This is a genomic window from Algoriphagus aquimarinus (assembly GCF_900112005.1).
GTDB classification, from domain to species: domain Bacteria; phylum Bacteroidota; class Bacteroidia; order Cytophagales; family Cyclobacteriaceae; genus Algoriphagus; species Algoriphagus aquimarinus.
Window position 1 is genome coordinate 94,028 of record NZ_FOKK01000002.1, and the last position, 24,924, is coordinate 118,951.

At 41.6% G+C, this 24,924-nt stretch carries 20 protein-coding genes; 9 read left to right on the plus strand and 11 right to left on the minus strand.

Annotated elements, in window-relative coordinates:
- Positions 1-4: 4 nt before the first annotated feature.
- From BM291_RS02845 to BM291_RS02855, 3 genes are all read left to right on the plus strand, one after another.
- Entirely contained in the window at positions 5-3,181 is a 3,177-nt protein-coding gene (locus BM291_RS02845; protein WP_245786757.1) for a VCBS repeat-containing protein, read from the plus strand.
- A gap of 123 nt (positions 3,182-3,304) precedes the next feature.
- The gene (locus tag BM291_RS02850; protein WP_092894658.1) at positions 3,305-4,645 is read left to right on the plus strand and encodes a vanadium-dependent haloperoxidase; all 1,341 of its coding nucleotides are present in this window, start codon (positions 3,305-3,307) and stop codon (positions 4,643-4,645) included.
- Positions 4,646-4,821: 176 nt separating this feature from the next.
- Positions 4,822-6,996 carry a bifunctional alpha,alpha-trehalose-phosphate synthase (UDP-forming)/trehalose-phosphatase gene (locus BM291_RS02855; protein ID WP_092894659.1) on the plus strand — a complete coding sequence of 725 codons (2,175 nt, stop codon included), beginning with the start codon at positions 4,822-4,824 and terminating at the stop codon, positions 6,994-6,996.
- A gap of 230 nt (positions 6,997-7,226) precedes the next feature.
- On the opposite strand, the gene BM291_RS02860 is transcribed toward BM291_RS02855, so the two are convergent.
- The 10 genes from BM291_RS02860 to BM291_RS02910 form a co-directional block, all read right to left on the minus strand.
- Positions 7,227-8,120 (minus strand): N-acetylmuramoyl-L-alanine amidase, encoded by an 894-nt coding sequence (locus BM291_RS02860; protein WP_092894660.1) that lies wholly within the window; start codon positions 8,118-8,120, stop codon positions 7,227-7,229.
- 445 nt (positions 8,121-8,565) lie between these two features.
- Complete coding sequence (locus BM291_RS02865; RefSeq protein WP_092894661.1) at positions 8,566-10,347, minus strand: glycoside hydrolase family 15 protein; 1,782 nt, start codon at positions 10,345-10,347, stop codon at positions 8,566-8,568.
- A 554-nt stretch (positions 10,348-10,901) separates the two neighbouring features.
- Positions 10,902-11,129, minus strand: a complete 228-nt coding sequence (locus BM291_RS02875; RefSeq protein WP_092894663.1) for a hypothetical protein — start codon at positions 11,127-11,129, stop codon at positions 10,902-10,904.
- 553 nt (positions 11,130-11,682) lie between these two features.
- Entirely contained in the window at positions 11,683-12,180 is a 498-nt protein-coding gene (locus tag BM291_RS02880; RefSeq protein ID WP_092894664.1) for a hypothetical protein, read from the minus strand.
- Positions 12,181-12,208: 28 nt separating this feature from the next.
- Positions 12,209-13,294, minus strand: a complete 1,086-nt coding sequence (locus BM291_RS02885) for a 6-bladed beta-propeller (protein ID WP_175499636.1) — start codon at positions 13,292-13,294, stop codon at positions 12,209-12,211.
- A gap of 90 nt (positions 13,295-13,384) precedes the next feature.
- On the minus strand, positions 13,385-13,600 hold the full coding sequence (locus tag BM291_RS02890) for a hypothetical protein (RefSeq protein WP_092894666.1): 216 nt from the start codon (positions 13,598-13,600) through the stop codon (positions 13,385-13,387).
- 187 nt (positions 13,601-13,787) lie between these two features.
- Positions 13,788-14,354 (minus strand): nicotinate (nicotinamide) nucleotide adenylyltransferase, encoded by a 567-nt coding sequence (nadD, locus tag BM291_RS02895; protein ID WP_092894667.1) that lies wholly within the window; start codon positions 14,352-14,354, stop codon positions 13,788-13,790.
- A gap of 3 nt (positions 14,355-14,357) precedes the next feature.
- A complete protein-coding gene (gene gmk, locus BM291_RS02900; protein WP_092894668.1) occupies positions 14,358-14,930 on the minus strand; it encodes a guanylate kinase in 573 nt (190 codons plus the stop codon).
- A 2-nt stretch (positions 14,931-14,932) separates the two neighbouring features.
- The gene (locus BM291_RS02905; RefSeq protein ID WP_092894669.1) at positions 14,933-15,205 is read right to left on the minus strand and encodes a mycothiol system anti-sigma-R factor; all 273 of its coding nucleotides are present in this window, start codon (positions 15,203-15,205) and stop codon (positions 14,933-14,935) included.
- A gap of 16 nt (positions 15,206-15,221) precedes the next feature.
- The gene (locus BM291_RS02910; RefSeq protein WP_092894670.1) at positions 15,222-15,827 is read right to left on the minus strand and encodes a sigma-70 family RNA polymerase sigma factor; all 606 of its coding nucleotides are present in this window, start codon (positions 15,825-15,827) and stop codon (positions 15,222-15,224) included.
- A 125-nt stretch (positions 15,828-15,952) separates the two neighbouring features.
- Between BM291_RS02910 and BM291_RS02915 the strand changes: the two genes are divergently transcribed.
- From BM291_RS02915 to BM291_RS02940, 6 genes are all read left to right on the plus strand, one after another.
- A complete protein-coding gene (locus BM291_RS02915) occupies positions 15,953-16,792 on the plus strand; it encodes a lysophospholipid acyltransferase family protein (RefSeq protein WP_092894671.1) in 840 nt (279 codons plus the stop codon).
- 158 nt (positions 16,793-16,950) lie between these two features.
- Positions 16,951-17,787, plus strand: a complete 837-nt coding sequence (locus BM291_RS02920; RefSeq protein ID WP_092894672.1) for a lysophospholipid acyltransferase family protein — start codon at positions 16,951-16,953, stop codon at positions 17,785-17,787.
- A 215-nt stretch (positions 17,788-18,002) separates the two neighbouring features.
- Entirely contained in the window at positions 18,003-20,270 is a 2,268-nt protein-coding gene (locus BM291_RS02925) for an ATP-dependent helicase (RefSeq protein ID WP_092894673.1), read from the plus strand.
- Positions 20,271-20,336: 66 nt separating this feature from the next.
- Positions 20,337-21,008 carry a DUF4290 domain-containing protein gene (locus BM291_RS02930; RefSeq protein ID WP_092894674.1) on the plus strand — a complete coding sequence of 224 codons (672 nt, stop codon included), beginning with the start codon at positions 20,337-20,339 and terminating at the stop codon, positions 21,006-21,008.
- A complete protein-coding gene (gene murA / locus BM291_RS02935; protein WP_092894675.1) occupies positions 21,008-22,315 on the plus strand; it encodes a UDP-N-acetylglucosamine 1-carboxyvinyltransferase in 1,308 nt (435 codons plus the stop codon). The genes BM291_RS02930 and murA overlap by 1 nt, the downstream gene beginning before the upstream one ends.
- Positions 22,316-22,603: 288 nt before the next feature.
- Positions 22,604-24,322: an IlvD/Edd family dehydratase gene (locus BM291_RS02940; RefSeq protein ID WP_092894676.1), complete on the plus strand. Its 1,719-nt coding sequence runs from the start codon at positions 22,604-22,606 to the stop codon at positions 24,320-24,322.
- Between the two features lie 37 nt (positions 24,323-24,359).
- On the opposite strand, the gene tnpA is transcribed toward BM291_RS02940, so the two are convergent.
- Complete coding sequence (tnpA, locus tag BM291_RS02945; RefSeq protein ID WP_092894677.1) at positions 24,360-24,821, minus strand: IS200/IS605 family transposase; 462 nt, start codon at positions 24,819-24,821, stop codon at positions 24,360-24,362.
- Positions 24,822-24,924: the final 103 nt, after the last annotated feature.

A 24,924-nucleotide genomic window follows, 5' to 3' on the forward strand; every position in this document is an offset into this window, starting at 1 on the left:
GCTGATGAATAATCAACAAATAGGTATTGAATTTGAAAACACCCTGAATTCATCAGATTCGCTAAACATCCTAGAATACCTCTACTTCTATAATGGTGGTGGAGTCGCTGCCGGAGATATCAATAATGATGGTTTGGTGGATTTGTATTTCGCAGGTAATCAGGTTTCCAATCGACTTTATCTGAACAAAGGCAATTTCCAGTTTGAAGACATCACCGAATCTGCAGGCGTAAATGGCGGCGGTGGATGGTCTACTGGAGTGACCATGGCAGATATCAATGGAGATGGTTTACTGGACATCTACGTCTCTCAAGTAGGAGATTACAAAGGACTAACCGGTCAAAATAGACTTTATATCAATCAAGGTTCTGGGAAATTTGACGATCAGGCAGCCCTATATGGAGTAGACTTTATTGGGTTTAGCACCCAAGCTGCGTTCCTGGATTATGATAGAGATGGGGATTTGGACATGTATTTATTAAATCACTCTGTGAAGTCCCCTGAGGTTTTTGCCAAAGCAAATCAGAGAAACCAACCTGACGTGCTAGGTGACAAATTGTATAGAAATCTCGCGTCAGAAGGCAAGATCGGTTTCGAAGATGTTACAGAAATTTCAGGCATCTATTCAAGCATTTTAGGTTTTGGGCTTGGAGTTGGAGTAGAGGATATCAATGATGATGGCTGGCCAGACATTTATGTTTCCAATGACTTCACCGAGAACGAATACCTCTATCTGAACCAGCACGATGGGACTTTTATAGAATCTCTGGACAGTCTGATATCCAATACGAGTCGGTATAGCATGGGAAATGATTTGGCTGATCTGAATGGAGATGGATTACCAGAGATTTTCACTACGGATATGCTGCCAAATGACCCTGAGATTTGGATGAAATCTGTGGGAGAAGACAAGCAGGAAGTCTATCAAATCAAGAAGAAATTTGGCTACTCTGATCAGTACGTCAGGAATCATCTCCAGCTAAATCAGGGCGCAAATGGCTTCAGCGAGATCGCTTTATTCTCTGGAGTTTACGCTTCAGACTGGAGCTGGTCACCGCTTATTTTCGACATGGACAATGACGGTTTTCCGGACATTCACATCACCAATGGCATAGAAAAGCGTCCGAATGATCTGGACTTTATCCAGTACAGTCAGCAGGCCGAGCCAAGTTTAAAGATGAGTGAGCTCCGCCAAAAGCAAATAGCTATGCTCCCTACAGTCAAACTACCAAATCTTAGCTACCAGAACCAAGGAGAGTTGACCTTTATTGATCAAGCTACCACTTGGGGTTTGGATCAACCTAGTTATTCCAATGGTTCAACTTACGCTGACCTGGACAATGATGGGGATTTGGATTTGATCATCAACAACCTGAACCAGCCAGCATTCATCTATCAAAATCACAGTGAGAGGTCAGGTAACGCTTTCCTTCGAGTCAACCTTAGCGCGAATGGGGAAAACACATTTGCGATGGGAGCAAAAGTTGGGATATACTATGCTGGCAAATCCTTATTTCAGCAGTATTCTGGAAGCCGAGGTTTCATGTCTGGCACTTCCTCCACGCTGGTTTTTGGTTTGGGAAAAGCAACTGAAATAGACTCTATTTCTGTAGTGTGGCCAAATGGAGTAAATGAAATTTATCTGAATGACTCGATCAACCACTCAATAAAATTGACTCAAGGAACAGGAAAGCCATATACCAAAGCGAATATATCTTCTGATAAAACAGCTTCTTTTCCGCAAATCCCATGGGCCCATCAGGAGAAAAACACGCTCGAAGAAACTAAGCGGGAATATCTGATCCCGAAAAGTTTTGCCAGCATGGGGCCGGCCTTGGCTGTCGGAGATGTGAATAATGATGGCTTGGAAGACTTGTATGTAGGGGGAGCTCAGGATCAAGCCGGAGCATTGTTTATTCAGCTTGCCGATGGGAAATTTATAGAAAGGAAAAATGAGTTATTCACGCAACTTGCTCGAGCAGAAGATATAGTCGCCGAGTTTGCAGACCTCAATGGAGATGGTAATCTGGACTTATATGTGGGAAGCGGCGGAAACGAACATAAAAGCGGAGCGCTTTTCAACTTTGATCGAATCTTCTTCGGCAATGGAAAAGGAGATTTCATCTTCAGCCCCATGTCACTTCCAAAGATCGGGGAAAACACATCAACGCTCGCTATTCACGACGTAGATGGCGATGGTGATTTGGATATTTTCGTAGGTAGCTCTGTAGTCAGTGGTGATTATGGGACAAGTCCTAAAAGTGCCTTGCTCATCAACCAAGGTAATGGGAAATTTGAAGATAAAACCAAGGAGTGGTTTGGCGTCGAAATAGACCTAGGAATGATCAGTTCAGCAATATGGGCTGACTTGACTAGTAACGGAACCAGGGAATTAATCCTCACAGGAGATTGGCAGGGAATCAGGGTTTTCGAAAATCGTAATGGCAAATCACTTCAAGAAAAAGCTATAGAAGGACTAGCTTATTCATCGGGTTGGATTCAAAGCCTTGCTATCGCTGATGTAAATGAGGATGGAAAACCTGATATTCTGACAGGAAATCTTGGTTTGAACAGCAAGCTAAAAGCAAGTCAGGAGAAACCGCTTTGGTTATATTACGGGGATTTTGATGAAAATGGGCAGGCAGATCCTTTGATCTTTCATTACATGGGAGATCGTCTCGTGCCTTTTGCTAGCAGAGATGATCTAATCAAACAGATTTCAGGGATCAAGAGAAAGCATAATTCTTATCAGAGCTATGCAACTCAATCCAGCCCTACAGATCTATTCCCGGAAGAGATACTAGCTCAGACTTCCCAGTATGCTGTATATGAATTTCGTTCTGGCGTTTATCTTCAGCAAGCCGATGGGAGCTTTGTCTTTGAGCCATTTCCAGACCAAGCACAACTCTCACCTATTTCATCTATACTTTGGGATAAGGAGCGGAAATCTGTTTTACTAGGAGGAAATTTCTCCGGATTCCGCGTAGACCTAGGCACCAATATGGCTTCAGCTTTTACCGCTTTTAAATGGGAAAATGAAACCTGGAGAAAGACAGCATTCCAACATACTATTCCAGCCAAATCAGAAATAAGACACATCAATAAAATCACTGTAAACAACAAACTACTTGTCGTAGGAGTGAGTAATTCGGGGCCTGTATACTGGATCAAACTTGATTAAAATCTTTTGATACTTACTTAATTTCCAATAGCTTTAAGGCCCAAATGCAACCAATGGAAATCCGCTTTGACAAAGCTTTACCTCGATTTCTGATACACAAGCACAATAATAAAATCCAATAATATGCGTACCCTCAAATTCATGATCTTTTCAGGAATACTCCTGATTGCATCCTCATGCGCAGAACCCGTCGATTATTCTAAAGCCATTACAGATGGTCAGTATATAACTGAAGCTCAGGATAAGATCACACAGGTAATCATTCACGATATTTTCTCTCCCCCTGTAGCTGCAAGAATTTACACTTACGCATCCCTTGCGGCCTACGAAGTAGCGGCTTCAGTTGACCCGAATTACGCCTCTCTCTTGGGGCAGTTGAATGGGTCAGAGAAAGTGACTTTCACTCCTTCGGAAAAAGTATATCCACCTCTAGCCTCATTGGCAGCATATTACTATGTGGGAACAGGTTTGATTTTCTCTGAAGACCTTATGAATGAGCATAGAGATGCTACATTCGCAACTTTGAAAGAAAAGGGAATTCCAGACGATGTATTTGAAGCTTCTATAGCCTACGGCAAAGAAGTAGGTGACGTGATCAAAGCCTATTCTTCCAAAGACAACTATCACCAGAGTCGATCCTTCCCGAAATTCACCGTAACCTCTGAAGAGGGAACTTGGCAGCCAACTCCTCCGGCATACATGGAAGCAATCGAACCTCATTGGAACAAAATCAGGACGTTCGTTTTGGATTCAGCTTCACAGTTTAGACCACTACAGCCTCCTCCATTCTCTACCGATCCTAAAAGTGAGTTCTTCAAGGTTGCCAAGGAAGTATATGATATGGATAGAAGTGCAACTCAGGAGCAAAAAGACATTGCGCTATTCTGGGATTGCAATCCTTATAAAATGAATGTCAAAGGCCATGTGATGTTTGCTGAGAAAAAAATCACTCCGGGCGGACATTGGATGAGCATAGCTGCTATAGCCTCTAAAGCGGCCGGTAAAGATTGGAAAGGGATCGCAGAGGTTTTTGCCATGACCGGCATCTCACTGAATGAAGCCTTTATTTCCTGCTGGGACGAAAAATACCGAAGCAATCTTATCCGTCCTGAGACATATATCAATCAGCACATCGATGAGCAATGGGTGCCACTTCTGCAAACACCACCTTTCCCTGAACACACCAGCGGGCACAGTGTAGCTTCAGCAGCTTCGGCCTATACATTGGCTCACTTATTTGGTGATGAGTTTCACATAGTAGACAGTTCGGAAGTGGCATATGGCCTTCCTATAAGAGAATACAACTCCTTCTCTCAGGCTGCCGAGGAAGCAGCTTTGAGCCGGTTCTATGGTGGAATCCACTACCGACCTGCTATTGAATATGGCATCACAGAAGGCCGGGATTTGGCAGCATTCATTTGGACAAAAGTGGATACAAAACCAAAAAATGTAGCAAGCAAGTAAGCTCAAAAGCACCCGCCAAAACGGGTGCTTTTTTTTGTTTCTAACTGATGAAATCTAAGTCCAGACTGAACTCTACACAAGTCCTGTTGTTTTTATTCCAAGAGATAATTAGTATCTTTTCTTATCACCTTTTTGAATTGGATTTTTCCACTTCTTGTTTTTAAACCAACTATTTCATGTCAAAAACCATTATCGTTTCCAATCGCCTTCCTATTAGTTTAAGACACCGAAACGGCCGATTTGAGTTCAAACCAAGTGCAGGAGGATTAGCTACAGGCCTTGGGTCTATTTATAAAGAAGGAGATAATATTTGGATTGGATGGCCGGGAAATACCGTAGACGACCCAGAGCAACGCGCAGAAATCATTCTCGAACTTCATGACCTTAAAATGGCTCCCGTATTTCTTTCCAAAGAAGATGTCGAGGAGTTTTACGAGGGATTCAGTAACGAGACATTGTGGCCAGCATTCCACTATTTCACCCAATACATGATCTACAACCCTGAGCACTGGGAAGCTTATGTACGTGTGAACCAAAAGTTTTGCGATGCCATCTTGAAAAAAGCAGGGCCAGACGACACGATCTGGATTCATGATTACCAGCTGCTCTTGCTTCCGCAAATGCTACGCGAAGTACTTCCAAATGCTACCATTGCATTTTTCCAGCATATCCCCTTCCCTTCTTACGAGATCATCCGGATGATTCCTTGGAGAAAGGAATTGCTCGCCGGGATGTGCGGTGCGGATTTGATTGGCTTTCATACCTATGATGACATGCGTCACTTCCTCAGTGCAGTGGGCAGAATCAACGGCCTATCCAGCGAAAGCGGCTATATCCAGGCTGAAAACAGAATCATCAATGTGGATTCCTTCCCGATGGGGATTGATTATGACAAATTTGCGAAGCAGGCAAAAAGCAAGAGAACACTAAGTTTTGTAGAGGAATTTGGCAAGCAGGTAGAGGATCAGAAGCTACTACTCACAATTGATAGGCTGGATTATTCTAAAGGAATTCCTCAGCGTATTCAGGCTTTCAACCAATTGCTGGAACAGCATAAGGAACTGCACGGAAAAGTATCCATGATCATGATCGTGGTGCCGAGCCGGGACAAAGTGCAGTCTTACAAAGAACTTAAAGAGGAAATTGACTTGTTGGTAGGGCGTATCAATAGTGAGTACTCTACGCTAAACTGGGTACCAGTTCATTATTTCTACCGTAGTTTTCCATTTGAGGAACTCAGTGCATTTTACAACATGTCGGACATCGCGTTAGTAACTCCACTGCGTGACGGTATGAACTTGGTGTGTAAGGAATTTGTAGCTAGTAAAACTGACCAGACAGGCGTTCTAATCCTGTCCGAAATGGCTGGTGCCTCCAAAGAACTTCAGGATGCGATTCTTGTCAATCCAAATGACCGTCAAGGTGTAGTGGATGCTATATTCAATGCACTTTCTATGCCGCTGGATGAGCAAATAGCCAGAATGAACAGCATGCAGGAAAGCCTGAAAAAGTACGACGTTTTCCAATGGGTGAAAGTATTCATGGATCGTCTCGATCATGTGAAGAAAAAGCAGGAAGAGCTGACTTCCAAGGACGTGGACACCAAAGTGATGAATGAAATTCAAGCAAGTTTCAAAAAAGCCAAGAAAGCTATTTTGTTCCTTGACTACGACGGTACGCTAACAGGATTTCATTCTGACCCTCAAAAAGCAGTGCCTGATGATGAATTGAGAGGTATCGTAAAAGATCTCAGTGAACTTGCTCAGGTAGTCATCATCTCAGGTAGAGACAAGGACACCTTGGGTCGATGGTTTGAAGGTCAGCATATCGACATGATCGCTGAGCATGGCGTTTGGGTGAAAAAGAAAGAAGACAAAGGAGATTGGGAGTTATACGCTGAAGTCGAAGACGGCTGGAAAGATGACATCCGAAAGGTGATGGAGTATTACGTTCTCCGAACTCCGGGAGCATTTATCGAGGAAAAGCACCATTCCTTAGTTTGGCATTATAGAAAAGTGGAAAGTGGACTGGGAGATCTCAGAATGCGCGAGCTTTTCAGTCACCTAAAATACATGGCAAGAGGCCACAACCTGCAGGTATTGGAAGGCAACATGGTCTTGGAGATCAAACGACCTGATATCAACAAAGGCCGAGCAGCTACAGCGATGATGAAAGGAATGGAATATGACTTCATCTTAGCAATCGGTGATGACTGGACAGATGAAGATACGTTCAAGGCTATGCCTAAAAACGCCTATTCTATCCGGGTAGGTTATGCATACACACAAGCCAATTTCAATATCAAATCAGTGAAACAAGTAAGACAATTGCTTCAGAAGTTGACTTCTTGATATCAGGATTAAAGCAATAATTGTAGGGGTGAAAGATTTTTCGCCCCTTTTTTATTATTGAAATTTTTCAAGCCTTCCTGCTATCGGCAGGTTTCATGACTTGGACACAAATCAATTCAGTTTCCAAACTGCAATACAGTAGTTCCAAGTCTGAAGACTTGAACCAGGTGATCTCGTATAATTCTAATTGCGTACGTTGCGTCACCCTCTGCGAGTTCCGCGGCTAATAATCACAAATATTTTTTATACAGATTATCCAAGATCCTCTTATCCGTTTCTGTCAATCCCGATTCTATGTCATGCTGCACAAAATGCAGTTTGAATGCGCGTATCGCTGCATTTGGATCACTCATATCATACCCTATAATTCTAAGAGCTAGAATAGGATCTACCGTTTCTTGAGGTAAATCGTCCGTGCTTTCGATAGGAATTGAAGTATACTCATGTGGGGAAAGAACAGGGAAAACCACCTCTTCATCATACCACAATCCATATCCTTCTTCGGCCAACATTTTCCAAGGAAAATAAATACTTGGATCTACTTTTCTAGATGGAGCGATATCCGAATGCCCGATGAAATTGGCTGTAGGAATTCCATACTTCCACTTGAGTCGCTTCAGCAAAATCAATAAACTTTCCATTTGTGCTGTAGTGAATGGCTCAGTTCCGTTGTTATCCAATTCAATTCCTATAGAAGCCGAATTCAAATCTGTATCATTTCCCCATCTTCCTCTTCCAGCATGCCAAGAGCGCAAGTAATCATTCAACATCTGCACGATCTCCCCGTCTCTGCTTACTACATAGTGCGAACTTACCTGAGTTCTACTAACTGTGAAGGTATTAATCGTCTGCTTCAATGAATCCTGAGCCGTGTGATGGATGACCACATAGTTTGGTTTCCTGATACTAAAATTGGTCGTCCCAACCCACTCATCGGTGATGCTGAGCGTGTCGTAGTTAAGCTCAGACTTGGTTTTGGGGATCTCTCGGATAGATTCTGTGGCATCTCTGACAGCCTTCTTATGCTCTTTATTATTCTCACGATAGATGTCTTTGGAACAGGAGACAAAAGCAAGCGAGAAAATAATTAGAAGCAGGGAGGAGAGATAATTTTGGAACTTCATAGACAGGAGTGATTAATCAGTATTTGAAGCTACAAGTATTGTACTACTTCCTAAAAAATATATTGAAAAGATAAATCGCATATTCCAAACATGGATAGAATTTCTATTTCGCTCTTTCAGAGCTTCAGCTATTGAATCCATTTTAAACCCCAGCCCTTTCGAGCTGGGCTATGGTATTTAAGACTTTCAGCCCTAAACATAAATACCTCATCACCTAAGTCCGAGTCGTTGACTTTATGCCTGTTTTGATTAAAAGAAAAAAACTTCGAGGAGACCTTTCGACTTCGCTAAGGCTGGACCCCACAAAGGTTAATGAAAAAAGTCCTGCTTCTGGAGAAGCAGGACAACACTAGTTTTAGTAATACATTGACCTCAATATCTGCGGAGATCTGCGCTAGTTATCCGCGAATATTTGCGGGAAATTTATATGAAATCAGCAGGAAATCTACAAGAAATTCGGTCTATCAAGCTTCTTCCCGATACGGAAAGCGGCATTCATTAACCCTACGTGTGAATATGCCTGCGGGAAATTTCCCCACTGACTTCCTGTCTTCTGATCCACGTCTTCCGAGAATAGATGCAAGTGATTACAATATTTCACCAAAGTCTCAAAACCTTCAACAGCCTCATCCAATCTCCCTACACAGGCCAAGGCCTCAATATACCAGAAAGCACAGATCAAGAATGTCGTCTCCGGCACACCGAAGTCATCCATATGCTTGTAGCGATAGAATAAGAAATCCTTTGCCAACAACTCTTCTTCCATTGCTTTGAGGTGATCATTTGCTCGCTCCAAGTCATCACCAAAGTAACCCATGGTGATCAACTGTAGCGTAGAGGCATCCATATAGGTCGAGCCAATTGCCTGACCATATGCCTTGCGGTCAGGAAGGTAACATTCCTCTATTTTGACCACTGCTTTATCTCGAAGAACTATCGCTTTGTGATACATCGCATCATCCTTCAGACGAATCCCTATTTTTGCAGCAGCACAAGCTCCAGCCCAGTGAAACAAGAAAGTATAGCAATGCTGCTGTGCCAGATTTCTAAACTCCCATAACCCAGCATCCTTTTCATGCATCGTAGATTCGATCTTATTCAACAGATTCATAATCATTGGCTTGGAGCTACTTCTCTCCTCTTCGGTGAATCGCTGATCAGAATAAAGTGGCAGTAAAGACACCAACACTTGGCCGTAAAGATCATTTTGAATGTGAGTGTAAGCCTGATTGCCAAAGCGAACTGGCTTCTCACCCAAATAACCATCCAGCTCAGAAATCTCTTCTGTTAAAAGTGAATCACCTGTGATCGAATAAAGTGGCTGATAACGACCGTCTGGTCCAGGTTTTAGATTATGAATAAATTCGAAGTACTTCTCCAATTCTTCAAAGTGGCCTAAACTATTGAAACAAGTCAAAGTATAATAACTATCCCTAATCCAGCAGTAGCGGTAATCCCAGTTTCGCGTAGATCCTGGAGATTCCGGCAAACTAGTCGTGGATGCAGCGATGATAGCCCCTGTATCCTCATACTGGTGGATTTTCAGAATCAAAGCAGAACGAAGCACCAACTTCTGATGGAAATTGTAAATACTGGTAGATTTCACCCACTCGTGCCAGTAGCTTGTAGTTGCCTGAAGAAAATGCTCTGAAGTAGTCTCAATAGCTGCTTCAAGAGGTCGCCCAAAAGTCAGAACCAAATACACCGGTTTGGTCAAAAGAAATGCTTTTTCATCCATGACATAGCTAAGCGGAGCATTAGTGGACAATCGAAGCTCTTGACCTATCCCTTCAAAGCTAATATGATTAGACCCCATGCTGGCCGTCAAACCTCTAGACCCCCGATCGGCTCTAGGTTTGCAACATATTTTAATCTTTGGAGAACCAGATACTGCTTCGATCTTACGGATCAGCATAAGCGGCTTGTAGTAGCGATCAAAGTTTTTGAATCGTGGAGCAAAGTCAGTGACTGCATAACTATCCTCACCGGACACCACAGTGGTCTTGAGTACGTTCGTATTTTCAAGGTAAACTTGGCTGGACTTGAAGTCTCCGGATTCTGGATGAATGGTGAATTCTCCACCCTTCTCCCGGTCCAGCATTCCGCCAAAAATAAAATCAGAATCAAATCTTGGCAGACACATCCAGCTGATATTCGTGTCCAGTTCCACATGGGCGATATAGGCGCAATTGCCGATCACCCCACTTCCGTAGGTATGCTTTTTCATTAAGGTCAGGTTTGAAGTTGAAAAGTCAGGCTTCTGGGTCAACTATCAAGAAAGCAAAAAAGGGGATAGCATGCAAAAATCCTGTCACCTAATGAAATTTCGAAAAGAAGTTAATAATCAAACCGCACTAGATTCGGTTCTCGATCTTCGGTCACTCCATAGATGGCTTTATTCTCTATGGCTAATGCAAACCAAAGGATTAAGGCCAAAGAATAGAAACCCTTTTAACATAAACCTATCCCTCCAGCTCCATTATAAGGCTCCTAATTTCTTTCTCTGAAATTGAAGCCCTTTCAGCTTTGGTAAATATGCCTATCAAAAATATGATGGAATTGGTATAAACTACATAGGTAATTAATCTGGCAGAACCGGATTTACCTTTATTCATACTGGAAATTGGAACTCTGATTTTGTAGCAATTTTTGTAAACTTGATCACCTAAGGTGGGCGTGATTATCAGTTCCTTCGCAATCTTGTCTAAGTCTGAAAGAATTGAAGGGTATTTCTTCTTCAGTCTTTTCAGTTCTCTTGAAAAAGCTTTTGTGGGAACTAACCTATAGGTCATCTTCCATTTCTGAAAAGGACGAATAGGATTTATATTCAACTTTTCCTGCCTCCATGTCTCTTGCCTCTAGGTAACCATCTGTGATATCGGAAAGAACCTTGTTTTTGACAACAACATCTTTGGAAACAACTTCAAAACCAATATGCATAGCCTCAAGCATAGCCTTTACAAGGTCGAGCTTGGACTTATCTTCAGTTTCAATGATGATTTTTTCCATAATTCAAGTTTACAAAATTTAAACCATTTTAATTTCAAATCTATGACTAAGAATGGCTTATACAACAAGTACAGCTCCGATTTAAATTACAGGAGTAATGCAACTCCTCAATAATCAAACCGCACCAGATTCGGCTCCCTATATACGGTCACTCCATAGATGGCTCTGTTCTCCTCATCCACGGCAAAGCCAAATAGCGGATAGTCCAGCTGATATTGGTTTAGAATATTCCCATAGTTTTAGCATTAACTGAAAAATCTACCTGCTTAATATCAACAAGGCAAGAAGTATTACCAATAGAAAAATGGAAATGCTTATTAGAGTTTTCCAACTAATCTTATTCCATGGCATTAACGGCATTTTTTCAAGAAATTTAGCTTAAATGAAAAATAGAAATTTCACTTTTATAATCATCCAAAAACTAGGTAAATATAAATTAGAGGAACATTTATTGAGCTAAACCCAATTGAAACGTTACAAATACAACTTCTTATCCCGAATATAATCTGATGCCCCATCAGGAAGGAGTCCACCTAAAGTCGAACAAAAAATCTCACTCCCTTTCCTCCAACTCAAGAAACTCGATCACCTGTTTTCTAAACAAATTAGGAATCCCTGGTTCTGCATCTATAATTACATCATCCCCATCTACGAAGTATGACTGTATAGCCTTTACTTCATAGGGAATCTTGTCCAGTTGATTCAATTCAAAAAATTTATTCTCTTTATCGTAGATCACTGAATAAGGATATCCCATTTCCTCTAATAAACGCACTAACTCAGTCTTTTCAATATGTTCGCTCTGCCCGGCAAATACCCATATCACTTCCAGCTCGGGATAGTCGACTATCAAATCCTTCCAGCCTTTGGAATTCATCTTTAAGAAAAAAAGATCGCGTTGTGTCAAATCTAAATAACCAACAAACTTTTTAGGACAATCTATACATAGCTTTTTAGAATTCTCTCCAATTTCTAATTCTTCCAATCCTTCTGGAAATTTGATCGTGCTCGGGTGTTTTTGACAAGAACTCAGTAGGATTATAGCTGACATAATGCAAAGCGGAAGATTTCTCATTTTATTAATAGCTTACTTTTGCGGTGATTAAGACGGGATAATCGAATTGCTGTTCTGTAAGATTAGAAGGTAATTTATTCGCCAACTTATCTTGTAATACAGAATGGTAAGTTAAAAATACTATTTCTCCATTTTTCATAGAAATAGGATCACTGTACAATTCTTCTTCCGCTGAAGAACCATCCCAATAGAGTGAATCCCCAGTCTTTTTATTGATAAGAAGGATTTTTTTAATTGAACCATCATTGCCTTGAATATGGATGTTGACTAAGTAATGACTGTCATCTTCGAATACCGCCTTGAATGTCGCAAACCCTTGCTCTTGCAGCTGACTAAAACCTTGCATGAGGTCAACTTTCCAAAAATCATCTGGCAATGAATACTTTCCCATATCTATTTCCACTACTGGATTTAAGCCTTCGGCTGTGTAGGCATAAATACGGTTATTAAAAATCTCAGTATAGAGCAAGTTGTCACCAGATTCATAGAAATTTCGCTCCCCCATAGGAAGCATTTCATTCTCGTAATCATTTGGCAGAAAGGCAGATTGAATTCTACCAGAAGCATCTGTCAAAACTACACGATTAGTGACGATAGGGAGATTATAACCTCCTGCCAAAAGAAAGCCACCACTTGATGGAAGTGAAAAAGAACCTGCTAAATATTCGGTAGTGAATACTTCGCTGAGTTGACCAGATGCATCAATTTTGAGAATCTTGGACTGATCTCCTAGCGAAGACAGAACTAAAAGATCCCCTTGTGCATCCAACTGAAAATCCTGCAATCCAAGCAATTGATTTGGCCCTTCACCTACTGAGGCTGCAGCGCCTACATAATTGCCATCTAAAGAAAACTGCTGGATAGCATCTCGCATGCCTATATCCATCATGTATATTCCATTATTACTCTGCCGAACGCGTATATCCAAGCCCATCAGATTATACTGATTCATCTCTAAGGGGACAAACGCTAGGATTTCAAATTTTTCTGTATCAAAAAGATCAGAATCATCCAATTGGACATAGATTATAGATTCGTCCTCAGTCCTCTCAGAATTATTATTGCAGGAAAAAAAAGTTAATACAGCCATAATTAGGCTTACACGAAAATACATATAGTTGGCTTTTTAGGGTTAAGAAATGAAAAACAGGAGGAACTAGAGCCTCCTGTTTTTCACGAATTATAGCGTACACTTATAACATGCTACATAAGCAGCTGAACATAAATGCCCAGTTTGATAGTTTTCACAATTGTAAACTTCCACCTCCCCAGAGCACCAATACATTCGCTGATAACAAAGTGGCGTTTCACCACCTTCTTCCCCAGCAAGAATATCTCCACTACTGAACATCATGGCTCCCATAAAGAAGGCCATTCCAAATAATAACTTTTTCATAAAATTGAATAATTAGGTTGTTAAAAAAATCCCGGCCGGAATTAGGACTCACTTAAGACTTCGGTATAAGTTTACTATTTTTCTTTTTTTAATCACAAACATTAGTTTAAAATAAAACTATGTTTGTATTTACAAAGTTGAAATAAGTATTTAAGATGCGATTTATTTAGTTTAAAATAACTAAGCATCACAAATACAACTTCTTATCCTTGATATAATCAGCCACTCCATCGGGTAGTAGGTATTTGACTGACTTACCGGCAAGAATGGATTTGCGGATAAAAGTGGCTGAGATGTCTAATAGTGGGGCGTCGATCAGCTTGATATTCGGATGATCAAAAGAATTCGCGTCGCCTGGTCGTGGATAGACGAAGATCTCATAGTTGTCCAAAATAGTCTGGTAGTTCTTCCAGCGCTTCAGCTGAGTCAGGTTATCCGAACCTAAAAATAAGCAAAACTGATGCTGTGGATATTGGTCAGTCAGGTAAGCGAGTGTATCGATCGTATAGCTTGGCTTGGGCATGGAAAATTCAACATCCGAAGCCTTAAACTGATAATTATCCTCGATCGCCAACTCCACCATTCGCAGTCTATCAAACTCATGAATCAAAGACTGGCGTTTTTTAAGTGGATTCTGCGGGCTGACCACAAACCAGACCTGATCTAAATCGGTACGGTCATGAAGCGTGTCTGCGATGATCAGATGACCAATATGAATGGGATTAAAGGAACCAAAGTATAGACCGATTTTCAAAATCTATCGCGCTAAAAATTCGCTGACCAAATACTCAGCCTCTGCTGAGGACTTTGAGAATTCGTCATTGACTACCGTCACATCAAACTGTGGCTCAAACTTAGATTCAAATTCAGCTTTGAACAATCTCCGGGAAAGTGACTCTTCGGATTCTGTCCCACGATCATTCAATCGAGCTGCTAATACTTCTAAGCTAGGAACTTTCACAAAGATGGCTATTGCTTGCTCACCGAAGTATTTTTTCAAGGCTAATCCACCTTTCACATCTACGTCGAAAATTACAGCCTTTCCGGAATCCCAGATGCGTTGAATTTCTTCTTTAAGTGTACCGTAGAAGTTGCCTGCATAGACTTCCTCCCACTCTATAAATGCGTCCTCGTCTATTTTTTTAATGAATTCTTCCTGAGAAAGGAAGTAGTAATCTGTGCCATGAACCTCATGTCTTCCCCGCTTGTCACGTGTACAGGCGGAAATAGAAAATCCCAAATCTGGGATATTTTGGATCAAATGCTTCACTAAAGAAGTCTTGCCTGATCCCGATGGGGCAGAAAAAATAATGGCTTTACCTTGTGTCATGACTATTTAATATCCTGAATCTTCTGGCGGATACAATCAGCCAATTCAGTAGGTACAGCTTGTTTGGTACACTTAGTTTTCAATACATCCCGGATGGCCTGCTCTAGGTGATAATGCTCAAAGCACGGCTGGCATTTGGCGAGTTTTTCCTTCAAGATTTCCTTGCCAGAATCTTGCAGTTCTCCGTCCAAAATACTTTCTAGCAGCTCCAAGCATTTACTTTCGTCACTGCATTGCATCTTTTTCTCTCCGGATGGGTTGTCATTCATTTCCATGGGTAATATTCTTTAATTATTCATCCTCTTCGTCCGTACTATCCGTATTGTATCCCATATTTTGGGCATATCCTTGAAGCTTCTCTTTCAAAAGATTTCTTGCGCGATGCAATCTAGACCTCACTGTTCCGATAGGGATATCCAGAATCTTGGCCATCTCCTCGTACGTGAACCCTTCCAAGTCGCACAAGATAATTACTGTACGAAAATCCACTGCCAAGCTATTAAGTGCATTTGAGATCTCATCACCGAGCATATCCTTGACGGATTCTGCCCTGAGATCACTAGTACTTTGGTAGTGAACATCATCCGAGTTGTAATAAGTTTCAACTTCCTGATAATCTACCTTCGTGGGCTGCTTGGATTTTTTCCTGTACTCATTGATAAAGCTGTTTTTCAGAATTCTGAAAAGCCACGCCTTAGCATTCGTGCCTTGCTCAAATGAGTTGATAAACCGATAGGCCTTCAGGTAAGTATCCTGCACAAGATCTTTGGCGTCATCTTCATCGAAGGTGAGCCTGTAGCCAAAATTGTACATTGAGTCTATGTGTGGCATAAACTCCCCATCGAAGATGGCATTTTTCTCTTCCTGAGAATATTTTCTGCGCTGAACTTCCGACATAAGCTCCAAAAGTAATGATTGGGCCAATTTATAACTAGAAAATGAGAATAATTCGAACGCATCCGATTTACAATGCGTTCTAAAGCCTTCTTAAAAAAACCAACTAGTCTTACTTTACCAACGAGATGTTTGCACTAAAAATCCTCTCCAGTCTCCCCTTATCAGTACTTTACGTTTTTTCTGACATACTCTATTTATTAGCGCGCTACGTGATTAGGTACAGAAAAAAAGTAATCGATGAGAACCTGCTTTATGCTTTTCCAGAGAAAACTTCTGCAGAGAGAAAGCAAATTCGAAATAAGTTTTACAGAAACTTCACAGATGCTTTCTTCGCCGAGACCATCAAAATGCTGACTATTTCCGAAAAAGAATTGCGGGAAAGATTCCAGGTAGTTAACCAGGAATTAGTAGATAAACCTGTGAAAGATGGAACAAGTGCATTGATGATGGCTGGCCATGTTTTCAATTGGGAGATGGCAATTCTCGGTGTCGCGTTGAATACAAAAGTGACCGCCGAAACTGTATACCTCAAACTCAACAATGGCTTTTTCAATCAGTTGATGTTGGAGATCAGAACACATTTCGGAGGCATAATGACTGAGAAAAGCGCCTTCAGACGTAGCATGATTACGATGAGAAATACGCCAAGAATCGTGCACCTAGCCGCGGATCAAAGACCTCCTGTATCTGACGGTCGCTATACTCGGGAATTCATGAATAGACCTGCGTTGTTTTTCGAAGGTGGAGAAGTTCTGTCCAAAAAAATGAATCTCCCTGTTTTTTACGGCCAAATGACCAAATTAAAGCGAGGTCATTACCGCTTCGAATTCACCGAACTCGCCCGACCACCCTACGAAGATCTTGCTGCACATAGCGTAACCGTTGAGTTTGCTAAAAGACTGGAAAAAAACATACGAATGCAACCTGACCTATATCTCTGGAGTCACAAAAGATGGAAACTTTAAAATCACACTTCACTAGCTTTCACAGTATGTGCATAGGCATTTCTAATGTTATGAAAAGTTAGAAGTAAATCCGATTTAGGATTCCGGGAAGAATTCAGTTGAATTCTCTTATTTTGCTATCGATTTAACATAACTCATCAGCAACTTCCCGGATTACCATGTTTGCAATAAGACTTATTTCACGTCTTCCGCTCTCTATTTTATACCTGCTATCTGATATCCTGTATTTAGTAGCCAGATTTGGGATCAAATACAGAAAGGAGGTAATCGATGAAAATCTTAAATTTGCCTTTCCTGAGAAATCAGATGCTGAATGTAAAAGCATCAGGAATAAATTCTACCGAAATTTCACAGATTCATTTGCTGAGACCATAAAACTTCTCACCATTTCCGAACAAGAGTTTGAGAAAAGATTTCAGCTAGTCAATACAGACTTTCTCGAGGAAGCGGCTTCTTCGGGAACCTCCGTGTTGCTAGTTTCAGGTCATTTATTCAATTGGGAAATGGGCGTAATCGGCATTAACCAAGCCATACAAACACCAGTAGAAACTGTTTATTTAAAGGTGAACAATCCCTTTTTCAACAACTTGATCAATACTATTCGGACACATTTTGGCGGAATTGTGACAGAAAAAAGGTGTTTTCGACGGACCATGCTTACCTTAGCAAAATCACCCAGAGTGGTATTGCTTGGTTCGGATCAGCGGCCTCCGAGTTCGGAAAAAAGATACAAAAGGGACTTCTTAAACAGACCCGCGGTCTTTTTTGAGGGAGCTGAATTTCTCTCTAAAAAGATGAACCTACATATCATCTATGGCAAAATGACCAAAATCAAAAGAGGGCATTATCGCTACGAGATGATCAAATTGGCAGAACCGCCATTTGATAAACACCTAGAGCATAGCATAACCGATAAGTTCTGCGAAATGCTTGAAGACAACATCCGACTTCAGCCAGACTTGTATCTATGGAGTCACAAACGATGGAAAATATAAATTTTGAATTGAAAAATTGGAAGACGGGAAGATTGAAAAACTGGAAGAACTTGTCCGCCGTGGCGGATTGGAAGATTTACCGAATTCATCTTTTTAATTAGAATAATCCGTTTCTCATAGCTTACCAGTCGCGTCATTAATTTTAAATTCTTGGCTCTTGAATCTAAAATCTTGATACTAACTACTTAAGTCTAGTGTCTTGCATACAAATAAACATGGAATACCTCGATAGTTTAAACCCAGAGCAGCGGCTAGCTGTGGAACATACGGATGGACCGGTGATGATTATCGCTGGCGCCGGATCCGGAAAAACCCGTGTGCTTACCTACCGTATCGCTCATCTGATTTATGAAAAAGGCGTAGATGCCTTTAATATTTTATCGCTGACTTTTACTAACAAAGCGGCGGCAGAAATGCGCCACCGTATAGAGACGCTTGCAGGACTGGAAGCCAGAAACACCTGGATGGGAACGTTTCACTCTGTTTTTGCAAAAATCCTGAGAGTCGAAGCTCCTAAAATCGGATATCCTTCCAATTTCACCATCTATGATTCAGACGACTCCAAGTCTCTGATTCGCACCATTGTGAAAGAAATGCGACTGGACGACAAAGTGTATAAAGCCAACGCCGTTCTATCTCGAATTTCTGGTGCCAAAAACCGGCTCATCACCTGGAAAGTCTACCAAGATGATCCCTATGTGAAAGCCGATGATGAAGCTGCAATGAAACCAAAAATGGGAGAAATCTACCAGCGCTATCAAGACAGGCTTTTCAAAGCCGGAGCGATGGATTTTGATGATTTGCTTTTCAACACCAACGTGCTTTTTCGCGATCACCTCGATGTGCTGAACAAATACCAGCAGCGCTTCCGCTATGTGATGGTGGATGAGTTTCAGGATACGAACCTTTCCCAATACCTCATCACCAAAAAGCTGGCGGCTGTTCATCAAAACATCTGCGTCGTAGGTGACGATGCACAAAGTATTTATGCTTTCCGCGGAGCGGATATACAAAACATTCTGAATTTCGAGAAGGACTACCCGGATCTATTTGTGGTGAAGCTGGAGCAAAACTACCGGTCCACCAAGACTATCGTGGACGCAGCGAATTCCATCATTGATAAAAATAAAGCACAACTCAAGAAAAACGTCTGGACTTCGAATGGAGAGGGAGATCTAATCGAACTCATCAAGGCGAGTACAGACAGCGAAGAAGGCAGAATCGTAGCCTCCACTATTTTCGAAGAGAGAAACACCAAAAAGCTCAACAATAGCGATTTCGCTATTCTCTATAGAACCAACTCCCAATCCAGAGCGATGGAGGAAGCCCTTCGCAAGTTGAACCTAACTTATAAGATCGTGGGAGGTCTTTCTTTCTACCAAAGAAAGGAAATCAAGGACCTCATGGCTTATATGCGCTTCACTGTGAATCCTGTGGACGAAGAAGCTTTTAAACGTATAGTCAATTATCCTAAGCGAGGAATCGGCGATACTTCTGTCGACAAGATTCTGGTTGCAGCTTTTGACCATGACATGCAGCTATGGGAAGTCGTGCAGAATGCGCACAGCTTCATCGGAGGCAGAGCAGCCAGTCAGTTGGATGATTTTGCGACGATGATCAAAGCATTCAAGATAGAAGTGGAACGAAAGGATGCTTTCGAAGCAGCAAGTAGCATTGCGAAGCAAAGTGGTCTTTTGCGCGAGCTCTATGAAGACAAAACCATAGAAGGACTGAACCGCTATGAGAACGTTCAGGAATTGCTCAACGGGATCAAAGAATATGTGGATAATGAAGAAAATGAGGACAAAAGCTTAGGTTCCTTCCTTCAGGAAATTGCGCTGCTTACTGATAATGATCGGGACAAAGACACGACTGACTCCATTACGTTGATGACTATCCACTCCTCAAAAGGACTGGAATTTAAGCAGGTTTTTGTAGTAGGTTTGGAAGAGGATCTTTTTCCTTCGCAGATGATGATGCAGAGCCGGGAAGACCTGGAAGAGGAACGTAGATTGTTCTACGTCGCCGCGACTAGAGCGATGGATAAACTTTACTTCACGTATGCACTTACTAGATATCGTTACGGAAGATTGCTAAATTGTGAGCCTAGCAGGTTCTTAGAAGAAGTATCTCCTGACTGCATCAAGGTGAGCAAAAAAGTATCTTCTAAGGAAATGTCCGGTGCGTTCCGAAGAGAAGGATTACCGGGAACCTCGGAATCATCTGGTTATATTGGAATCAAAAAGAAGCCGGAATCCAGGATGCCTACCGCAATGAAAATTCATACACCAAGTCCTGATTTCAAGCCATCCAATACGAACAATCTGAAAGCCGAGCAATTAATAGAGCATCCGAAGTTCGGCTTTGGAAAAGTTCAAAAGATTGAAACAGAAGGAATTAACCGAAAAGCGACGATTCAATTCGAGCATTTTGGTGAGAAAACATTATTACTTAGCTTTGCGAAGCTCAGAATTATAGACTAATCACCTGCTCCCCTGCCTTTTGGTAATTTTTTCATTACCTTAATTAGCGCAAAATAGGGATGCATTATGGAGCACTTTGAACAAGACAAACAAAAACTCATTTTGAAAGAATACGGCAAAAACATTCAACGTCTCGTTGATCATATCACGGCGATTGAAGATCGTGATAAGCGTACGCAGAGCGCATATACTGTGATAGAGATCATTAAGCAGCTGAATCCTACTGTGAAGCAGGAAACCGACCAAAAGATTTGGGACGACTTGTACTTCATGTCAGACTTCAAACTGGACGTCGATGCGCCTTTTCCCATGCCAGAGAAGGAATTATTAGGGAAAAAACCACTTCCAATCGGCTATCCAAAAGGTGAGGTAAGATTCAAGCACTACGGTAGAAACATTGAAAAACTGATCGAAGGAGCTACCCTACTGGATGATGACGAAGAGCAGGAAGCCGCTATTATTTTCATCGGTCAGCTGATGCGTAGCTTTCATTCCACCTGGAACAGAGAAAACTTTGACGATGCCATAATCTTGGACGACATTAAGACGTTATCCAAAGGCAAACTGCATATCGACCTTGAGAAGGTAAAAGAAAATGGTTTGTTTGAATCCAACACACACCGTGATTTCAAACCGCCTCTTCAGGAAGAGCGTAGTAACAATAAAAATAAGCGACAAAATCACAGCAATAAGCGTCGTCCTAACACTGGTGGTCATAACAAAAAACGAAGAAATTAATGGGTTCATTTCGGGTCAATGGTGGAATTAAACTCAAAGGCGAGATAATTCCCCAGGGAGCAAAAAACGAAGCACTTCAGATTCTTTGCGCAGTTCTCCTTACATCGGAGAAAATCACCATTTCCAAAATCCCTAACATCGTAGACGTCAATAAGCTTATCGAGCTATTGAGCGATATGGGCGTGAAAGTCACTAAAGAAGGTCCAGAGACTTATACTTTCCAAGCCGATGAAGTCAATTTGGACTTCATGGCAACGGAAGAATATTTGAAAAAAGCATCAGCCCTAAGAGGCTCAGTTATGCTTCTTGGTCCTTTACTAGCACGTTTCGGCACAGGTAAGCTTTCTAAGCCAGGAGGAGATAAAATTGGTCGCCGAAGAATGGATACCCACTTTACTGGTTTCCAAAAACTTGGCGCCAAATTCAACTACGACGCTAAAAATGAGATTTTCCACATCGATGGAAAAAATCTAAAAGGTTGCTACATGCTGCTAGATGAAGCATCAGTAACTGGAACGGCAAATATCGTGATGGCCGCAGTGATGGCCGAAGGTACCACCACTGTGTACAACGCAGCTTGCGAACCTTACCTTCAGCAGCTTTGCGACATGCTAAACCGTATGGGTGCAAAAATCTCTGGCGTAGGCTCAAATCTTCTGACTATCGAAGGCGTGAAAAAACTTGGAGGCACCACACACAAGATGCTTCCTGATATGATTGAAATCGGATCTTTCATCGGCCTAGCGGCCATGACTCAATCCGAAATCCTTATTAAAGACTGTCAAATCCCTAGACTTGGAATCATTCCTGATACGTTCCGAAGAATGGGAATCCAACTTGAGTTTAGAGGAGATGATATTTTCGTTCCTGCACAGAAGCATTACGAAATCGAAACTTTCATTGACGGCTCTATCCTGACGGTTGCAGATGCGATCTGGCCAGGGTTCACTCCGGATTTACTTAGTATTATTCTGGTCACAGCTACTCAGGCAAAAGGCACTATCCTTGTTCACCAGAAAATGTTTGAATCCCGTTTATTCTTTGTGGATAAGCTAATCGAAATGGGCGCTCAGATCATTCTTTGTGATCCGCATAGAGCTACCGTAATTGGTTTGGATAGAAAAACAGATCTAAGAGGAATCAGAATGACATCTCCTGATATTCGTGCTGGTGTGGCACTGCTAATAGCAGCACTTTCGGCCAGTGGCACTTCTATCATCGATAATATCGAGCAGATTGATCGTGGCTATCAAAACATTGATGATAGACTGAGAGCACTTGGTGCAGAGATCGAAAGAATTTCATAGAATCAGGAAATCAATTTATAAAGAGGGCTTTGGATTCAAAGCCCTCTTTTTTTCAAGTAATATCTGATTTGAATTGCACTTTTTTCATCAAAAAAAACCGGACTAAAGATTAAAATACCCAAGCAGCACCCCTTTTGACCTAGTCCACACCTAATCAGGTAGATAGACAATACTACACTACAGGCGATTTTAACTGTAATCAAAATAAATACCTCAGCAATATTCTCTCATTCCATTCCTTCTCATATTTTTTGGTAAATTCTAGCTCGATTAGCCAAAACAACCTATATGACAAAGAAAAAACTCCGTAGCCAAGATTGGTACGGGCGCACTGGAAAAGACGGATTCATATATCGCTCCTGGATGAAAAACCAGGGATTCCCTCATCATCTTTTTGAAGGAGATAAACCCGTAATTGGAATCTGCAACACTTGGTCAGAACTCACACCTTGCAATGCTCACTTTAGAGATCTAGCTGATGCACTGAAGCGTGGAATCTGGGAGGCAGGCGGCTTCCCATTGGAATTCCCCGTGATGTCTTTAGGTGAATGCTCGATGAAACCCACAGCTATGCTTTTCCGAAACCTTGCTAGCATGGATGTGGAGGAAAGTATCCGCGCTAATCCTATGGACGGGGTAGTGTTGATGTGTGGATGTGACAAAACAACCCCTTCTTTAGTGATGGGAGCTGCTTCCGTAGATTTACCAGCGATGGTCCTTTCTGGCGGTCCTATGTTGGTCGGTCGATTCAAAGGAAAAAAAATCGGTACTTCTGACATTTGGCGCTTTGCGGAAGACTTCAAACTAGGCAAAATCTCCCAAGAGGAAATGATAGAAGCTGAAGCAGCCATGTCTCGTTCAGTGGGCTCTTGCGCTCCGATGGGAACTGCCTCTACGATGGCTGCGATGGTCGAGTCACTTGGACTTTCCCTTCCGGACAATGCAACTATTCCTGCCGCTGATTCCAGAAGAAAAGTACTTGCACATATGACGGGAATGCGCATCGTAGAAATGGTGAATGAAGACCTGAAAATGAGTAAAATCCTTACTCGTAAGGCATTTGAAAATTCCATTATGGTCAATGCAGCCTTGGGAGGATCTACCAATTTCATCCTTCATTTAACGGCTATTGCTAAAAGAATCGGAGTAGATATAGACTTGACAGATTTTGATAAGTTCTCGTCAATGATCCCGCTGATTGCCAATGTGCAACCATCTGGCGAGCATTGGGTGGAAGACTTATTCTATGCTGGAGGACTTCCTGCAGTAATGAAGGAAATAGAAAAATACTTACACCGGGATTCGATTACTGCGAATGGAAAAACAATTGGTGAAAACATAGAAAAAGCTGAATGCTACGATAGAAATCTGATTGGGACATTTGAAAAACCAATCAAACCTGAATCTGGTATAGCAGTCCTGAAAGGGAATCTTTGTCCAAATGGTGCTGTCATCAAACCATCTGCCGCCACTCCAAGTCTATTGACGCATACGGGACGTGCGGTTGTGTTTGAAAATATTGACGATTACAAAGCTAGAATTGATACTCCGGAATTGGACATCGACGAAACCTGCGTGATGGTAATGAAGAATGTAGGGCCAAAAGGATATCCAGGCATGCCGGAAGTAGGCAACATGGGTTTACCCGAAAAACTCCTTAAGAAAGGTATCAAAGACATGGTTCGTATTTCTGACGGTAGAATGAGCGGAACAGGATATGGTACAGTCGTACTTCACGTTTCTCCAGAATCAGCTATCGGAGGCCCATTGGCTTTTGTGCAAAGTGGAGATATGATTGAGCTAAATGTGCCAGCAAGAACGTTGAATCTGATGATTTCTGAGGAAGAATTTGAGAAGAGAAGAGCGCTATTCAAGCCACTTAATTTGCCTTATGAGCGTGGGTACGTCAATCTTTTCCTTGACAAAGTTAATCAAGCACACGATGGAGTTGATTTTGACTTCCTTCAAGGAAGCTCAGGATCAGAAGTAAAGCGAGATTCACATTAATAAAAAAACCTCCAGAATTGGAGATTTTTTTATTGCATTACCTTAACTCCTTAAAAATATAGGCTTCACTGTAATCGATATCAAAGGCTTTAAGCAAGTCTCGATATTCCGTTAAGAAATCTTTCTTAGCATGATGAGCCTCTTGATTTTCTATGTAAGAAATAACTTTAGAAAGTTGACTTCTAGAATGCGAGAAGGCGCCATACCCATCTTGCCAAGCAAAAGGAAATGGACAGAAGCCTTCGTTTTTAATCCATTTTGTTGATTCGGACTTTACGTTTCTGACGATTGATGAGATAGATTGATCAGGATTGAGTCCTATAAATATGTGAATATGATCAGGCATACTATTAATTTGGATCATCTTGTGTTTGTTATTTTGAAAAATTCCAGTAAGGTATTTATGGAGTCTTTCATTCCAGTTTTTTTGTATCGATGCATTTCGGAATTTGACCGCAAAAACAAGATGCACATAGAGTTGGGTGTAGGTATTAGCCATAGAAAGTATGTTTAGATTTTACATAAGCATATCAATTTAATCTTAAACCTGATGAATTGAAATACACGTTGAAACGTTGTTCACGATGCACCCTTACAGGGTG

Excerpts from the sequence above, each read along its gene's own strand:
- BM291_RS02875 (WP_092894663.1), bottom strand. The coding sequence starts at position 11,129 with ATGGAAAAAATCATCATTGAAACTGAAGATAAGTCCAAGCTCGACCTT.
- BM291_RS02845 (WP_245786757.1), top strand. The coding sequence starts at position 5 with ATGAATAATCAACAAATAGGTATTGAATTTGAAAACACCCTGAATTCA.
- BM291_RS02940 (WP_092894676.1), top strand. The coding sequence starts at position 22,604 with ATGACAAAGAAAAAACTCCGTAGCCAAGATTGGTACGGGCGCACTGGA.
- BM291_RS02920 (WP_092894672.1), top strand. The coding sequence starts at position 16,951 with ATGTTTGCAATAAGACTTATTTCACGTCTTCCGCTCTCTATTTTATAC.
- BM291_RS02880 (WP_092894664.1), bottom strand. The coding sequence starts at position 12,180 with ATGTCAGCTATAATCCTACTGAGTTCTTGTCAAAAACACCCGAGCACG.
- BM291_RS02930 (WP_092894674.1), top strand. The coding sequence starts at position 20,337 with ATGGAGCACTTTGAACAAGACAAACAAAAACTCATTTTGAAAGAATAC.
- BM291_RS02885 (WP_175499636.1), bottom strand. The coding sequence starts at position 13,294 with ATGGCTGTATTAACTTTTTTTTCCTGCAATAATAATTCTGAGAGGACT.
- BM291_RS02890 (WP_092894666.1), bottom strand. The coding sequence starts at position 13,600 with ATGAAAAAGTTATTATTTGGAATGGCCTTCTTTATGGGAGCCATGATG.
- BM291_RS02850 (WP_092894658.1), top strand. The coding sequence starts at position 3,305 with ATGCGTACCCTCAAATTCATGATCTTTTCAGGAATACTCCTGATTGCA.
- BM291_RS02915 (WP_092894671.1), top strand. The coding sequence starts at position 15,953 with ATGTTTGCACTAAAAATCCTCTCCAGTCTCCCCTTATCAGTACTTTAC.
- BM291_RS02865 (WP_092894661.1), bottom strand. The coding sequence starts at position 10,347 with ATGAAAAAGCATACCTACGGAAGTGGGGTGATCGGCAATTGCGCCTAT.
- tnpA (WP_092894677.1), bottom strand. The coding sequence starts at position 24,821 with ATGGCTAATACCTACACCCAACTCTATGTGCATCTTGTTTTTGCGGTC.
- gmk (WP_092894668.1), bottom strand. The coding sequence starts at position 14,930 with ATGACACAAGGTAAAGCCATTATTTTTTCTGCCCCATCGGGATCAGGC.
- BM291_RS02905 (WP_092894669.1), bottom strand. The coding sequence starts at position 15,205 with ATGGAAATGAATGACAACCCATCCGGAGAGAAAAAGATGCAATGCAGT.
- BM291_RS02860 (WP_092894660.1), bottom strand. The coding sequence starts at position 8,120 with ATGAAGTTCCAAAATTATCTCTCCTCCCTGCTTCTAATTATTTTCTCG.
- BM291_RS02910 (WP_092894670.1), bottom strand. The coding sequence starts at position 15,827 with ATGTCGGAAGTTCAGCGCAGAAAATATTCTCAGGAAGAGAAAAATGCC.
- murA (WP_092894675.1), top strand. The coding sequence starts at position 21,008 with ATGGGTTCATTTCGGGTCAATGGTGGAATTAAACTCAAAGGCGAGATA.
- BM291_RS02925 (WP_092894673.1), top strand. The coding sequence starts at position 18,003 with ATGGAATACCTCGATAGTTTAAACCCAGAGCAGCGGCTAGCTGTGGAA.
- BM291_RS02855 (WP_092894659.1), top strand. The coding sequence starts at position 4,822 with ATGTCAAAAACCATTATCGTTTCCAATCGCCTTCCTATTAGTTTAAGA.